At 67.1% G+C, this 12,348-nt stretch carries 17 protein-coding genes; 11 read left to right on the top strand and 6 right to left on the bottom strand.

Annotation, left to right across the window (positions count from 1 at the left end; genetic code table 11):
- Nucleotide 1 precedes the first annotated feature (1 nt).
- Nucleotides 2-706, top strand: coding sequence for an amino acid ABC transporter permease (locus tag AB8P05_RS24405; RefSeq protein ID WP_472760769.1), 705 nt, complete (start codon nt 2-4; stop codon nt 704-706).
- A complete protein-coding gene (locus AB8P05_RS24400) occupies nt 706-1,533 on the top strand; it encodes an amino acid ABC transporter ATP-binding protein (RefSeq protein ID WP_455174904.1) in 828 nt (275 codons plus the stop codon). The genes AB8P05_RS24405 and AB8P05_RS24400 overlap by 1 nt, the downstream gene beginning before the upstream one ends.
- A 54-nt stretch (nt 1,534-1,587) precedes the next feature.
- Here the strand turns inward: AB8P05_RS24400 and AB8P05_RS24395 are convergent, their stop codons facing one another.
- Both AB8P05_RS24395 and AB8P05_RS24390 read right to left on the bottom strand, forming a co-directional pair.
- Nucleotides 1,588-1,854 carry a Txe/YoeB family addiction module toxin gene (locus tag AB8P05_RS24395; protein ID WP_472760768.1) on the bottom strand — a complete coding sequence of 89 codons (267 nt, stop codon included), beginning with the start codon at nt 1,852-1,854 and terminating at the stop codon, nt 1,588-1,590.
- Nucleotides 1,835-2,101 (bottom strand): type II toxin-antitoxin system Phd/YefM family antitoxin, encoded by a 267-nt coding sequence (locus AB8P05_RS24390; RefSeq protein WP_472760767.1) that lies wholly within the window; start codon nt 2,099-2,101, stop codon nt 1,835-1,837. Before AB8P05_RS24390 ends, AB8P05_RS24395 begins: the two co-directional genes overlap by 20 nt.
- Before the next feature lie 216 nt (nt 2,102-2,317).
- Here AB8P05_RS24390 and AB8P05_RS24385 point away from each other — a divergent pair, with 216 nt between their 5' ends.
- The 8 genes from AB8P05_RS24385 to AB8P05_RS24350 all read left to right on the top strand — a co-directional run bounded on the left by AB8P05_RS24385 (nt 2,318) and on the right by AB8P05_RS24350 (nt 9,464).
- Entirely contained in the window at nt 2,318-2,992 is a 675-nt protein-coding gene (locus AB8P05_RS24385; RefSeq protein ID WP_472760766.1) for an energy-coupling factor ABC transporter ATP-binding protein, read from the top strand.
- On the top strand, nt 2,992-3,126 hold the full coding sequence (locus tag AB8P05_RS24380; protein WP_472760765.1) for a hypothetical protein: 135 nt from the start codon (nt 2,992-2,994) through the stop codon (nt 3,124-3,126). The genes AB8P05_RS24385 and AB8P05_RS24380 overlap by 1 nt, the downstream gene beginning before the upstream one ends.
- An 11-nt stretch (nt 3,127-3,137) precedes the next feature.
- The gene (locus AB8P05_RS24375; RefSeq protein WP_472760764.1) at nt 3,138-3,638 is read left to right on the top strand and encodes an energy-coupling factor transporter transmembrane component T family protein; all 501 of its coding nucleotides are present in this window, start codon (nt 3,138-3,140) and stop codon (nt 3,636-3,638) included.
- 30 nt (nt 3,639-3,668) lie between these two features.
- On the top strand, nt 3,669-4,214 hold the full coding sequence (locus tag AB8P05_RS24370; RefSeq protein ID WP_472761181.1) for a biotin transporter BioY: 546 nt from the start codon (nt 3,669-3,671) through the stop codon (nt 4,212-4,214).
- Nucleotides 4,207-5,706 carry a class I adenylate-forming enzyme family protein gene (locus AB8P05_RS24365; RefSeq protein WP_472760763.1) on the top strand — a complete coding sequence of 500 codons (1,500 nt, stop codon included), beginning with the start codon at nt 4,207-4,209 and terminating at the stop codon, nt 5,704-5,706. Before AB8P05_RS24370 ends, AB8P05_RS24365 begins: the two co-directional genes overlap by 8 nt.
- Complete coding sequence (locus tag AB8P05_RS24360; protein WP_472760762.1) at nt 5,703-6,872, top strand: thiolase family protein; 1,170 nt, start codon at nt 5,703-5,705, stop codon at nt 6,870-6,872. The genes AB8P05_RS24365 and AB8P05_RS24360 overlap by 4 nt, the downstream gene beginning before the upstream one ends.
- Complete coding sequence (locus AB8P05_RS24355; RefSeq protein ID WP_472760761.1) at nt 6,873-8,108, top strand: MFS transporter; 1,236 nt, start codon at nt 6,873-6,875, stop codon at nt 8,106-8,108. It abuts the gene before it with no gap.
- A gap of 153 nt (nt 8,109-8,261) precedes the next feature.
- Nucleotides 8,262-9,464, top strand: a complete 1,203-nt coding sequence (locus AB8P05_RS24350) for a calcium-binding protein (protein WP_472760760.1) — start codon at nt 8,262-8,264, stop codon at nt 9,462-9,464.
- A 54-nt stretch (nt 9,465-9,518) separates the two neighbouring features.
- On the opposite strand, the gene purT is transcribed toward AB8P05_RS24350, so the two are convergent.
- Entirely contained in the window at nt 9,519-10,688 is a 1,170-nt protein-coding gene (gene purT / locus AB8P05_RS24345) for a formate-dependent phosphoribosylglycinamide formyltransferase (protein ID WP_472760759.1), read from the bottom strand.
- 203 nt (nt 10,689-10,891) lie between these two features.
- Between purT and AB8P05_RS24340 the strand changes: the two genes are divergently transcribed.
- Nucleotides 10,892-11,317, top strand: a complete 426-nt coding sequence (locus AB8P05_RS24340; protein ID WP_472760758.1) for a hypothetical protein — start codon at nt 10,892-10,894, stop codon at nt 11,315-11,317.
- Nucleotides 11,318-11,321: 4 nt separating this feature from the next.
- Here the strand turns inward: AB8P05_RS24340 and AB8P05_RS24335 are convergent, their stop codons facing one another.
- The 3 genes from AB8P05_RS24335 to AB8P05_RS24325 form a co-directional block, all read right to left on the bottom strand.
- Complete coding sequence (locus tag AB8P05_RS24335; RefSeq protein ID WP_455174895.1) at nt 11,322-11,600, bottom strand: DUF5985 family protein; 279 nt, start codon at nt 11,598-11,600, stop codon at nt 11,322-11,324.
- Nucleotides 11,597-11,866, bottom strand: coding sequence for a DUF5985 family protein (locus tag AB8P05_RS24330; RefSeq protein ID WP_472760757.1), 270 nt, complete (start codon nt 11,864-11,866; stop codon nt 11,597-11,599). The genes AB8P05_RS24335 and AB8P05_RS24330 overlap by 4 nt, the downstream gene beginning before the upstream one ends.
- 93 nt (nt 11,867-11,959) lie before the next feature.
- Nucleotides 11,960-12,334 (bottom strand): hypothetical protein, encoded by a 375-nt coding sequence (locus tag AB8P05_RS24325; RefSeq protein ID WP_455174893.1) that lies wholly within the window; start codon nt 12,332-12,334, stop codon nt 11,960-11,962.
- Nucleotides 12,335-12,348: the final 14 nt, after the last annotated feature.

Below are 12,348 nucleotides of genomic sequence, written 5' to 3'. Positions count from 1 at the left end.
GATGTTGGACCTCTCCCTTCTCGTCCAGTACGGCCCGGCGCTGCTGCGCGGCTTCGGCATCACCATCCTGTGCTGGGGCGCCGGCTGCCTGATCGGCATGGTGCTGGGCTTCGTGCTGATGCTGCTGCGCCAAATCCCGCTGAAGCCGCTGCGTTGGGTCATCCGCGCCTACATCGAGGTGATCCGCGGCACGCCCTTCCTGATCCAGCTGTTCCTGCTCTACAGCGGCGGCCCGTCCATCGGCCTGCGGCTGGAGGCGACGGCGGCCGGCATCCTCGGCCTCGGCATCTACGGCAGTGCCTATTTCGCCGAGATCTTCCGCGCCGGCTATCAGGCGGTGCCGAAGGGGCAGGTGGAGGCGGCGCTCAGCCTCGGCATGTCCTACGGCTCCATCCTGCGCCGGGTGATCGTGCCGGCCATGCTGGTGTCGACCGTGCCGGCCATCGTCAACATGATGGCGATCCTGACCAAGGAGACGGTGGTGCTGTCCATCATCACCGTGCCGGAGCTGATGTACGAGATGCAGACGATGGCGGCGGAGACCTTCGCCACCTTCGAGACCATCGTCGGCATGGCTCTGTTCTACTGGCTGCTGGTGGAGGTGGTGTCGCGCCTGGGCCGCCGGCTGGAGGCGCGCGTCACCCGTTTCCTGACCCATGCGTCGCCGCAGGGTTCCCCGACCCAGTCCGCAACCGCGAGGGCGTGATGACCGCCGTTTCCCAAACCGCCACCCCGCCCCGCTCCACCGTCCAGGGCGATGCCGTGCCGATGGTCTCGATCCGCGGCGTCGGCAAGAGCTTCGGCACCAACGAGGTGCTGCGCGACATCGACCTGACCGTCAACAAGTCGGAGGTCGTCTGCCTGATCGGTCCCAGCGGGTCGGGCAAGAGCACGCTTCTGCGCTGCATCAACTTCCTGGAGGTCTACGACCGCGGCGAGATCCGCATCGAAGGCAAGCTGGTCGGCTATACCGAGGACACGCCGCGCCGCCGCCTGTCGAACCGCGACCTTCGGGACCTGCGCCGCAACGTCGGCATGGTGTTCCAGCAGTTCAACCTGTGGCCCCACATGACCGCGCTGGAGAATGTGGCGGAAGCGCTGGTGCAGGTCCGCGGCATGGACAAGGCCGCGGCGGCGGCCCACGCCCGCCGGATGCTGGACCGCGTCGGTCTGTCCGCCAAGGCCGACAGCTATCCCGCCCGCCTGTCCGGAGGCCAGCAGCAGCGTGTCGCCATCGCCCGCGTCATCGCGATGGAACCCCACCTGATGCTGTTCGACGAGCCGACCTCGGCGCTCGACCCCGAACTGGTGGGCGAGGTGCTGCAGGTCATGCGCGATCTGGCGGCCGACGGCATGACCATGGTGGTGGTGACGCACGAGATGGGCTTCGCCGCCAACGTCGCCGACAAGGTGGCCTTCCTCGACCACGGCCGCATCGCCGCCTTCGGCACCCCGCGCGAGGTCTTCCACGAATCCACCGAACCACGGGTGCAGCAGTTCCTGCAGACCTATCACGAGCGGAACAGTTTCTGACGGCTGATCGTGGGAGAGAAAAGGCCGCCCTTCGGGGGCGGCCTTCATGGCGACTCAGTAGTGATACCGGCAGGCCAGTATTTCGATTGCTTGGGAGGCACCGCTCCCGGTCACCCGATAGACCAGCCGATGTTCGCCTGTAATGCGGCGCGACCACCAGCCGGCAAGCCCTTCCTTCAACGGTTCAGGCTTGCCTAGCCCTGAGAATGGGTTCCGTTCAGTGTCGCGAAGCAAATCGTTTACCTTCTTCAACACGGCCCGGTCGTTCTTCTGCCAGTATAAATAATCCTCCCAAGCGCCGTCAGTCCAAACCTTCTTCATTCAGAATGTCCCGCTCGATGCCTTTGCCAGCATCAAGTTGGGCGATGCCCTTGAGCAGCCGCTCCGCATTCTTCGGACTTTTCAGGAGATGAAGAGTCTCCATCAGTCCTTCGAATTCTTCTTCGGAAATCATCACTACCGACCGTCCCTTCTGACGGGTGACGGTCAGCGGCGCGCGGCTGTCACAGACCTCGTCCATCACGCTGGCAAGATTGTTTCTGAGGTCGGTGTAGCTGATGTGACTCATCAAAGACCTACCGAAATTGATGCACCATACGAACCGGGTGCCGGATCTGGACCACTTTCGCGGCGCATGGTTATTGTACATATTTCTGGACAGATATCAAGGGTCGTCCTTATCCGAGTTTTTGAAGCCACGCTCCCCTGGAACCCCGCCCGCAAACCGGCTAAGAACCTTTCGCACGCGCAACAGAACTGCAACGCGAAAGCCCCGCCCCCGTCCATGATCGAACTCCGGTCCGTCACCCACGCCTATGGCGACCGTCCCGTCCTGCACGACCTGTCGCTGCGGCTGGCGGAGCGGCGCATCGCCATCCTCGGCGGCAACGGGTCGGGGAAGAGCACGCTGGCGCGGCTGCTGAACGGGCTGATCCTGCCGACCGCCGGCAGCGTCGCCGTCGATGGACTGGACACCCGCACCGATGGCCGCGCGGTGCGCCAGCGGGTCGGCTTCGTCTTTCAGAATCCCGACACCCAGATCGTCTATCCGACGGTGGAGGAGGACATCGCCTTCGGATTGAAGGCGCGCAAGCTGCCGAAGGACGAGATCGCCCGCCGCGTCGCCGGGGCGCTGGAGCGCTACGGCCTCGACCGCTACCGCCACCAGCCGGCCCACCAGATGAGCGGCGGCGAGAAGCAACTGCTCGCCATCGCCGGGGTGCTGGTGCTGGAGCCCGCCTATGTCGTCTTCGACGAACCGACCACCCTGCTCGACCTGCGCAACCGCCGCAAGGTGATCGAGCTGCTGCGCGGGCTGCCGCAGACGGTGATCGTCGTCACCCACGACCTGGACATGGTGATGGATTTCGACCGCGCGCTGGTGCTGGAGGACGGCCGCGTCGTCGCCGACGGTCCGCCGGCCGACGCCGTGCCCGCCTATGTCGAGCGGCTCGGCTGATGCTGGGCCTCTACCTGCACCGGGACTCCGCCATCCATCGCCTGCCGGCGGGGGCGAAGCTGGGCGGGCTGCTGCTGGTGACCATCGTCGTGCTGGCGCTGCCCGGCGCCTGGGGGCAGCGGCCGCCGGACTGATCGGCGCCGCGGTGCTGGCGGCGGCGAGGCTGCCGGCCGGCCGGGTGCTGAAGGAGCTGCGGGCGCCGGTCGTCATGCTGACCCTGCTGTTCGGCTTCCAGGCCCTGCTGTCCGGCGGCGGGTGGGAGGAGACGGCGGTCGCCATCGCCCGCTTCGCCGCCCTGATCCTGCTGGCGACCCTGGTCACGCTGACCACCCGCGTCACGGACATGGTCGATCTGTTCGAGCGGCTGTTCGGCCTGCTGCGCCCGGTCGGGGTCAACCCGGCCAAGATGGCGCTGATGCTGGCGCTGACCATCCGCTTCATCCCCCTGCTGGGCGAGCAGGTGCGCGAGGTGCGGATGGCCCAGCGCGCCCGCGGCGTCGAGCGCAACATAGCCGCCCTGTTCGTTCCGCTGCTGGTCAAGATCCTCACCATGGCCGATGATCTGACCGCCGCATTGGAAGCACGCGGCTACGATCCGGCGGACTCCGGATCACAAGCCGCGATAAGAAAAAGTACACAACGATAACGTCACCACCCGAAGGAAGCGTCCGCAATGCTGTCCACCCGCGACCTCGTCCTCTGCGCCCTGTTCGCCGCCCTGCTGGGCGGGCTGGGCATGGCGCCGCCGATCCCGCTCGGCTTCCTGCCGGTGCCGGTCACCGCCCAGACGCTGGGCGTCATGCTGGCCGGCACCATCCTGGGCGCCAAGCGCGGCGGCATCGCCGCCCTGCTGTTCGTGCTGCTGGTCGCCGCCGGCCTGCCGCTGCTGGCCGGCGGGCGTGGCGGCATCGGCGTGCTGATGGGGCCGACCGGCGGCTTCGTGCTGTCCTGGCCGATCGCCGCCTTCGTCACCGGCTGGCTGGCGGAGCGGTTCGCCACCAACGCCAACCCGATCCGCCTGTTCGTGGTCAGCGTCGCCGGCGGCATCCTGGTCGTCTATGCCGGCGGCATTCCCTGGCTGTGGCTGGTCGCCGGCCTGCCGATCGAGAAGGCCGTCTTCGGCTCGCTGGCCTTCGTTCCGGGCGACCTGATCAAGGCCGGCGTCGCCGCCGTCGCCGCCTCGGGCGTCCGCCGCGCCGGCATCCTGCCGATCCATGCCTGAAGGAACGGCGCCTGACCGGCCGCCCCCGACCGGCGGCTATCTGCGGGCGGACAACCTCGCCCGCCCCTTCGCGCTGACGGCCGGGCGCCGGCCCGGCCATCCCGCCCTGGTGTTCGACGGCGCGCCGGTGTCCTACGGCACCCTGCTGGAGCAGGTGCTGCGGGCCGGCGCCGGGGTGGCGGCCTTGCCGACCGGCGACGTGCCGCCGCGCGTGGCGCTCAGCCTCGGCAACCGTGCGGAGCTGCCGGCCCTGTTCTTCGGCATCGTCGCGGCCGGCGGCATCGTCGGGCTGCTGGACCCGAAATGGAGCGTGGCGCAGACCGCCGCCGCGCTCGACAGCTTCCGCCCCGACCTGCACTTGACGACGGAGACCGCCGCCGCCTGGATCGCCGGGCAACCGGCGGACTGGAGCATCCCGCCGGTCGATCCGAAGACGCCCTTCCTGGTCGGCTTCACCTCCGGCACCACGGGACGGCCGAAGGCCTTCATCCGCAACCAGGGCTCCTGGCTGGCGACGCTGGAGGCGAGCCGGGTGGAGTTCGGCATCGGGCCGGACGACATCATTCTGGTGCCGGGGCCGCTGGTCCATGGCCTGGGCCTCTATGGCGCGGTGGAGGGGCTGTCGGCCGGCGCCACGATCCGGGTGCAGCCGAAATTCGACGCCGCCGACGCGGCCATGCAGCTGGCGGAGTGCGGAGTCACCACGCTGGTGCTGGTGCCGACGATGCTGGTCGGCATCCTCGACGCGGCGGAACGCGACGGCCGACACTTCCCCGCCCTGCGCCGGGTGATCTGCTCCGGCGCGAAGCTGGCGCCCGCGGTGCATGAGCGGCTGGCCGCGCTCTGCCCCAACGCCGCCGTGCTGGAATATTACGGCGCATCGGAGCTGAGCTTCGTCAGCCTGCGTTCCTCGCTCGAAGGCGCCCCGGCGGACAGTGTAGGCCGCCCCTTCCACGGGGTGGAGCTGGGCCTGCGCGACGACGACGGCAACCCGGTGGAGCGCGGCCGGCCCGGCACGGTCTGGGTGCGCAGCGGCATGCTCAGCGACGGCTATCTCGGCACCACCGACGGCGCAGGCTATCGCGAACGGGACGGCTGGGGCACGGTCGGCGATTATGGCTGGATCGACGGCGAAGGCTGGCTGCGGCTCGTCGGACGGGCCGGCGACATGGTCATCACCGGCGGCCTGAACGTCTACCCGGCGGAGGTCGAAGCGGTCCTGCGCGCCCACCCTGCGGTTGCGGAGGCGGTGGTGTTCGGCCTGCCCGATCCCTATTGGGGCGACGCCCTGTCCGCCGTGGTCTGGTGGCGCGGAGCCGGGCGCGCCTCGCTCGCTGAGCTGCGCGGCTGGTGTCAGGAGCGGCTGGAAGCCTACAAGGCGCCCCGGCGGGTGTTCGCCGCGGCCGACATGCCCCTGACCGGCAGCGGCAAGATCGCCCGCGGCGATGTGCGCGAGCGCGCGAAGGGCGGCGGGCTGGAGGTGGTGGCGTGAGCAACCGTCCGATCATCGTCGCCGCGCGTCGGACGCCCGTCGGCCGCGTCGGCGGTGCCCTGTGCGAACTGCCCGTCGAGGATCTCGCCGCACCGGTCATCCGCGCGGTGCTCGCCGATGCCGGAATAGACCCGGCGGAGGTGGACGAGGTGCTGCTGGGCAACGCGGTCGGTCCCGGCGGCAATGTCGCGCGGCTGTCGGCGCTGTCGGCCGGCCTGCCGGTGTCGGTGCCGGGCGTCACGGTGGACCGGCAATGCGGATCGGGGCTGGAGGCGATCAACCTCGCCACCCGGCTGGTGCAGTCCGGAGCCTGCGACGTCGTGCTGGCCGGCGGGGTGGAAAGCACCAGCACGGCCCCCTGGCGGGTCGCCAAGCCGTCCAGCCTCTACCGCAGCCCCACCTTCTACGACCGCGCCCGCTTCGCACCCGACGAGATCGGCGACCCGTCGATGATCGAGGCGGCGGAGAATGTCGCCCTGGCTTACGACATCGACCGCGCACGGCAGGACCGCTATGCCCTGAACAGCCACCGCAAGGCGGTCGCAGCCCAGGCTGCCGGACGGTTCGACCGCGAGATCGTGCCGCTCGACTTGCCCGACGGCCGCGTCATCGACCGCGACGAATGCCCGCGTGCGGACACCAGCCTCGAGAAGCTCGGGCGCCTGCGGCCCATCCTGCGGCCGGACGGCACCGTGACCGCCGGCAACGCCTGCCCGGTCAATGACGGCGCCGCCGTGGTGGCGGTGGTGTCGGAGCGGAAGTTCCGCGCGCTCGGCCTCACCCGCGGGCTGGCGGTGGTCGATTCCGCCGCGGCGGGGGTGGACCCGAAACTGCTGGGCACCGGACCGGTCCCGGCCGTGGGCAAGCTGCTGGCCCGCAACCCCGGCCTGTCGGTCGCCGACATCGACCTGATCGAATTCAACGAGGCCTTCGCCGCCCAGGTGCTGGCCAGCCTCGACGCGCTGGGCATCGACCCGTCCCGCGTGTCGGTCGGCGGCGGCGCGCTGGCGCTCGGCCATCCCTATGGCGCGTCGGGGGCCATCCTGGTGACGCGTCTGTTCACCGAGCTGCTGTTCCCCACGGCCGGCACGACGCCTCGCCGGGGGCTCGCCACGCTCGGCATCGGCGGCGGGCTGGGCATTGCCACACTTCTGGAGCCAGTCTGAATGACCAGCGTGCCCGCGGCCGGGGACAGTTTCCGGTCGGCTTTCCGTCACCGCGCCTTTGCCCTGTTCTGGTGCGCGCGGGTCTGTTCGATGCTGGCGATCCAGATGCAGGTGGTGGCGGTCGGATGGCAGGTCTATGCCATGACCGGCAACCCGCTCGACCTCGGTCTGGTCGGACTGTTCCAGTTCCTGCCCACCCTGGCCCTGGTGCTGGTCGCCGGCCATGTGGTGGACAACAACGACCGCAAGACGGTGCTGTTCGGCGCGCTGTCCGTCGAAATGATCGCGGTCGCCGCACTGTTCCTGCTGACCATGGCGGGTGCCTTGTCGCCGCATGCGATCTTCGCCGTGGTGGCGCTGATCGGCCTCGCCAAGTCCTTCGAGGGGCCGGCCAACCAGGCGATCCTGTCGGCGACCGTGCCGGTGGAGGATCTGCCCAATGCCGTAGCATGGCAGTCGTCGGGGGTGCAGGTGGCGCAGATCTCCGGCCCGGCGCTGGGCGGGCTGCTCTACATCGCCGGCCCGGCGGCGGTCTATGGCGTCAGCACGGCGATGCTGGTGCTGTCGGTCCTGCTGATCGCCGCCTGCCGGCCGCGCCCGGTCACCATGACCAAGCGCGCCATGAGCCTGTCGAGCATGCTGGCCGGCGCCGCCTTCATCCGCAGCCGGCCGGAGATCCTGGGCGCCATCTCGCTGGACCTGTTCGCGGTGCTGCTGGGCGGGGCGACGGCGCTTCTGCCGATCTACGCCCGCGACGTGTTGTTCGTCGGGCCATGGGGCCTCGGCCTGCTGCGTTCCGCCCCGGCGCTGGGGGCGCTCGCCATGGCGATGGTCATCACCCGCTGGGGCGTGAAGCGCCATGCCGGGCGCTGGATGCTGATCGCGGTGGCGGGGTTCGGCGTCGCCACCATCGCCTTCGGGCTGTCGGCCGATCCGGTGCTGTCCTTCATCGCCCTGCTGGCGGTCGGCGCCACCGATCAGGTCAGCATGTTCGTCCGCCAGACGCTGATTCAGCTGTCCACCCCCGACGAGATGCGCGGCCGCGTCGGCGCCGTCACCTCGCTGTTCATCGGCGCGTCGAACCAGCTGGGCGAGTTCGAATCCGGCAGCGTCGCGGCGATGATCGGGGCGGTGCCGGCCGTGGTGCTGGGCGGCGTCGGTGCGGTCGGGCTGGCCGGGCTGTGGGCGGCAATGTTCCCGGCGCTGCGGCGGGTGGACAGGCTGCTGGGGCGGTAGTCACTTCTCCCCCACAACGATTGCTGCACTATAGTTTCCACCTAGACATTCGAAAATTGTGCAATTACAGTCAAAAGAGTGCATTCATCCCAACCCTTTCGGCTGATCCGTACAGCGGATGCGACATCTGCCGATTTTTAGTTAGGAAACGAGATGGCCACTATTTTTGCAAATTCTGCTGTCAATTTGTCTACGCTCGGTGGCGTAGGCAGTTATTTTCCTACTAATTATCGTGCAGTGTCGGTGGATCATAATCAGGCTACCATTCGCTATTGGGTTGGAACAAACCAGACTATTGACGTCACCATGGTTGGGCAGTTTTATTTCACTTCGTCAATCATTCATTCCGGAGCTATCTCTTCAATGACGGTACCCGCCGTCGGCGGCGGAACATTGCTTTCTCTATCCAATCTTGATCTTAAATTCTATTCTTTTTCGAATCTTACCAGAGTAGTGTATAATGAATACATTTTGGCTAACAATGATCAGATTTTTGGCTCTGCTGGGAACGATACTCTTTACGGGTATGTTGGTGACGATCTGATCGTCGGCGGTGGTGGAGACGACCTGATTGATGGCGGTCGTGGAAGCGATACGATCGATGGCGGTGATGGCAACGACACTGTCATTTACGACGAGCTATCGTATTTATACTATCCCTCAAATAATTACCGGGGAAGTAAATTCGTTACCTATGGCGGACAAACAGCTGTTTTGACGTTGTACAATGATTCCGATTTGTTGACCAATATTGAGTATATCCGCTTTAATGACAAGACCGTATCAACGGCAAGCGCCGTTACTTTTGACGCAATGAGCTATCTGGCTTCCAACCGTGACTTGGCCGCTGCTTTTGGCTCCAACGGCAGCGCAGCTTTCATGCATTATGTGCAGAGGGGTTTCAATTACATCGAACGCCGGCCGACGAGTTTTGACGCGGCGAGCTACCTTGCAGCAAACGTTGATCTTGCCGCTGCCTTTGGTTCCAACACCGCCGCCGCCACCGAACATTATGTGGTGGCCGGCCGGTTGGAAGGCCGAAGCACGTCATTCAACTCGCTGGCCTATATTGCGGCCAATCCCGACCTGATCCAGGCGTTTGGGACGAATGCGACATCTGCGGCCATGCATTACGCGACGGCCGGCCGCTTGGAAGGACGGGCGATCAATTTCAACATCGCGGCGTACATGGCGCGCTATCCCGGTATCGGCAAGACTGAACAAGACGCGCTGACCCATTACATCGTCTTTGGCTATCGCGAAGGCCGCTCGGCCGAGCCGCTGACCACCACCGGCCGGGCAGCGTCCCCGATCGAGACGAACACCCTGTCAGGCGTGCTCGCCACTTCTATCTGACAAGGCCCCCGCGGGTGGGGAACCGTCTCCCCACCTGCGGCGCGGCACAGTCAATCACGGATACCGGATCGTCACCTTGTCCGCCGCCTGCTTGGCCCGTGCCCGCGCATCGTCGGTGTCGGTGCCGGTGGCGAGCGCAACGCCCATGCGGCGGTTCTTGCGGGTGGTCGGCTTGCCGAACAGGCGGACGTCCACCTCCTGCTCTGCACTGCCCAGGCTCAGCGCGTCGGCCAGCCCCTCGATCCGGAAGCTCTCCGATTCACGGTCGGCCAGGATGACGGCGGAAGCCGAGGGGGCGCGGCAGACAATGTTCGGGATCGGCAGGCCCAGGATGGCGCGGGCGTGCAACTCGAACTCCGACAGGTTCTGCGACAGCAGGGTGACCATGCCGGTGTCGTGCGGGCGCGGCGACAGTTCGGAGAAGACGACCTCGTCGGCGGTCACGAAGAACTCGACGCCGAAGATGCCGTAGCCGCCGAGATTGTCGACGACGCGGGCCGCCATCGCCTTGGCGTCGTCCAGCATCGCCTGCGGCATGGCGACCGGCTGCCAGGATTCCTGGTAGTCGCCGCGCTCCTGCCGGTGGCCGATCGGCTCGCAATAGAGGATGCCGTCGCGGGTGCGGACGGTCAGCAGAGTGATCTCGTATTCGAAGGCGACGAATTCCTCGACGATCACCTTGCGGCGGTCGCCGCGCATGTTCGCCACCGCATAGTCCCAGGCGACTTCCAGACCGGCGGCGTCCTGCACCGTGCTCTGCCCCTTGCCCGAAGAGGACATCACCGGCTTGATGACGCAGGGGAAACCGGTGTGCTCCGCCCCGGCGCGCACCTCCTCCAGGCTTTCGGCATAGCGGTAGCGCGAGGTGCGCAGGCCGAGTTCGGTCGCGGCGACCTCGCGGATGCGGTCGCGGTTCATCGTCATGGTGGCGGCGCGGGCCGACGGCACGACGGTGGTGCCGGCATCCTCGAACTCGTGCAGCACCTCGGTGCGGATCGCCTCCACCTCCGGCACGATGAAGTCCGGGCGGTGCTTGGCGATGGCGGCGCGCAGGGCGTCGGCGTCGAGCATGGAGAACACCTCCGCCCGGTCGGCGACCTGCATCGCCGGGGCGTTGGCGTAGCTGTCGCAGGCGATGACCTCGCAGCCCAGCCGCTTGGCGGCGATGACGAATTCCTTGCCCAGCTCACCGGAGCCGAGCAGAAGGATCCTGGCGGTGAACATCCACGCACTCCCCATTTTGGCGCCCTATCACGGCGACAGCAGGCCGACCATAGGGCTTCATGCCCGCCGGGCCAAGCCCCGCGGTGAGCGCCCCGGTATGCGGTCAAGCCGGCGGAAGCTGTACGATGCAAATATTTCTAAAAAGAAACTATAAAGGTACTGGATGAAAAGCGCCGCCCATGTGTTCATGGGAGAAACTACCCGTGTGCTGGGAGGCGGCGATGGAAAAGGCGGTGCGGCGCGGACTCTTCGGCGGCAGGACGGCCCTGGCCGCTTGCCTTGCGGTGTCGCTGGCCCTGCCGGGCTGCGCCGGCAACGGGAACGACGACATGGCCGGCGCATTGCTGCTCGGCGCCGCCGTGGTCGGGCTCGGCGTGCTGGCGGCGACCGCCGATGACGATGACGACGACCACGATTACGACCGCGACCGGCGCCACCACCGCCGCGGCGGCTACGACAGCGGCTACTATGGAAACGGATACTATGGCGGCCGCGGCCAGGACGGCTACAGCCGCTATGCCGGCAACGGCCAGTGCGACGACGCGCGCTACCGCACCTCCAACGGCGGGCGGGCGGCGACCGGAACCGACGAATGGGATTGCCGCCGCTTTGGCGACGGGCGGAAATGACCCTTTACCGGCGCCGCCCTTCCAGGTTCTTGCGGACGATGGCGGCGATGATGAGCAGGAAGGCCACCAGCCGCAGCAGATAGACCCAGCTCTGCTCCTCCCGCTCCAGCCCGCCGAGCGCCAGCACGGTCTGGTTCAGCGCCAGCAGCGCAAAGGCCAGAGCGAAGGAGGCGAACAGCGCGTCGCGCGTCCGCTTCCAGAAGCTGAGGAAGAACAGCCCGGCCACCGCATAGAGGGCCGCGAGCGCCCCGGTGAAGAAGCTGTAGGTCGTCGGCAGCATCATTCGGCATCCCAGATGAAGCCGTAGAGCAGCACGCCCACGCCGGCCATGGCGGAGAACTGGCGGAAGGGCAGCAGATCGACCTGGGTCGGCAGGACGACGACGTCGATGAACAGCAGCAGGTTGTTGATCGCCAGCCCGACGAAGCACAGCGTGCTCCACAGCAGAAGCCGGCTGCGCGACCGCAGGTAGCTGCGGAGCAGCAGGACCATGCACAGCAGGCTGGCGGCAAAGCACAGCAGATAGACCGCCGACTTCACGAGGTCCATGTCAGCTCCCCCACCCCGCTCTCCCGCATGGGAGAGAGGACAACCGGTGCGCGGCAGGGGAATGGAAAGCAGCGGTCATGTCATTCACTGGCATCAGTCGTTGAGGCGGAAGCGGAAGGAATCGGCGAAAATCTGCACCTTGTTGCCGGGAGCAGCGAAGATCTCCCGGATGATGGCGGAGGGACGGGTGGCATAAGCCTGCGCGATCTCCTCCACCCACTGGTCGAGGACGGGTGCCGCGGGCTGGTAGCGGTGGCGGCCGTCGGCCAGCGCCACCAGCAGCCCCGCCCCCAGGAAACCGTCAAGCGCCTCCTGCACCACCACCTCGCTGCCCCGCAACTCCCGCACGAGGTCGCCGTTCGACCAGTCGCGGCCGGAGTCACGGCGCAGCAGAAGCAGGAGTTCGAGCGCCCAGACCGAACGGATCGAACTTCTGAGCAGCGTAAGCGCATCGTCGGACAAAACCATGAACTAGAACCTGA

It is taken from the genome of Azospirillum sp. VT-I1 (assembly GCF_055698305.1).
This window is presented reverse-complemented; position numbering and strand designations above follow the sequence as displayed.

Coding starts and splice junctions, on each gene's coding strand:
- AB8P05_RS24405 (WP_472760769.1), top strand. CDS start 2: ATGTTGGACCTCTCCCTTCTCGTCCAGTACGGCCCGGCGCTGCTGCGC.
- AB8P05_RS24400 (WP_455174904.1), top strand. CDS start 706: ATGACCGCCGTTTCCCAAACCGCCACCCCGCCCCGCTCCACCGTCCAG.
- AB8P05_RS24395 (WP_472760768.1), bottom strand. CDS start 1,854: ATGAAGAAGGTTTGGACTGACGGCGCTTGGGAGGATTATTTATACTGG.
- AB8P05_RS24390 (WP_472760767.1), bottom strand. CDS start 2,101: ATGAGTCACATCAGCTACACCGACCTCAGAAACAATCTTGCCAGCGTG.
- AB8P05_RS24385 (WP_472760766.1), top strand. CDS start 2,318: ATGATCGAACTCCGGTCCGTCACCCACGCCTATGGCGACCGTCCCGTC.
- AB8P05_RS24380 (WP_472760765.1), top strand. CDS start 2,992: ATGCTGGGCCTCTACCTGCACCGGGACTCCGCCATCCATCGCCTGCCG.
- AB8P05_RS24365 (WP_472760763.1), top strand. CDS start 4,207: ATGCCTGAAGGAACGGCGCCTGACCGGCCGCCCCCGACCGGCGGCTAT.
- AB8P05_RS24355 (WP_472760761.1), top strand. CDS start 6,873: ATGACCAGCGTGCCCGCGGCCGGGGACAGTTTCCGGTCGGCTTTCCGT.
- AB8P05_RS24350 (WP_472760760.1), top strand. CDS start 8,262: ATGGCCACTATTTTTGCAAATTCTGCTGTCAATTTGTCTACGCTCGGT.
- purT (WP_472760759.1), bottom strand. CDS start 10,688: ATGTTCACCGCCAGGATCCTTCTGCTCGGCTCCGGTGAGCTGGGCAAG.
- AB8P05_RS24335 (WP_455174895.1), bottom strand. CDS start 11,600: ATGATGCTGCCGACGACCTACAGCTTCTTCACCGGGGCGCTCGCGGCC.
- AB8P05_RS24330 (WP_472760757.1), bottom strand. CDS start 11,866: ATGGACCTCGTGAAGTCGGCGGTCTATCTGCTGTGCTTTGCCGCCAGC.
- AB8P05_RS24325 (WP_455174893.1), bottom strand. CDS start 12,334: ATGGTTTTGTCCGACGATGCGCTTACGCTGCTCAGAAGTTCGATCCGT.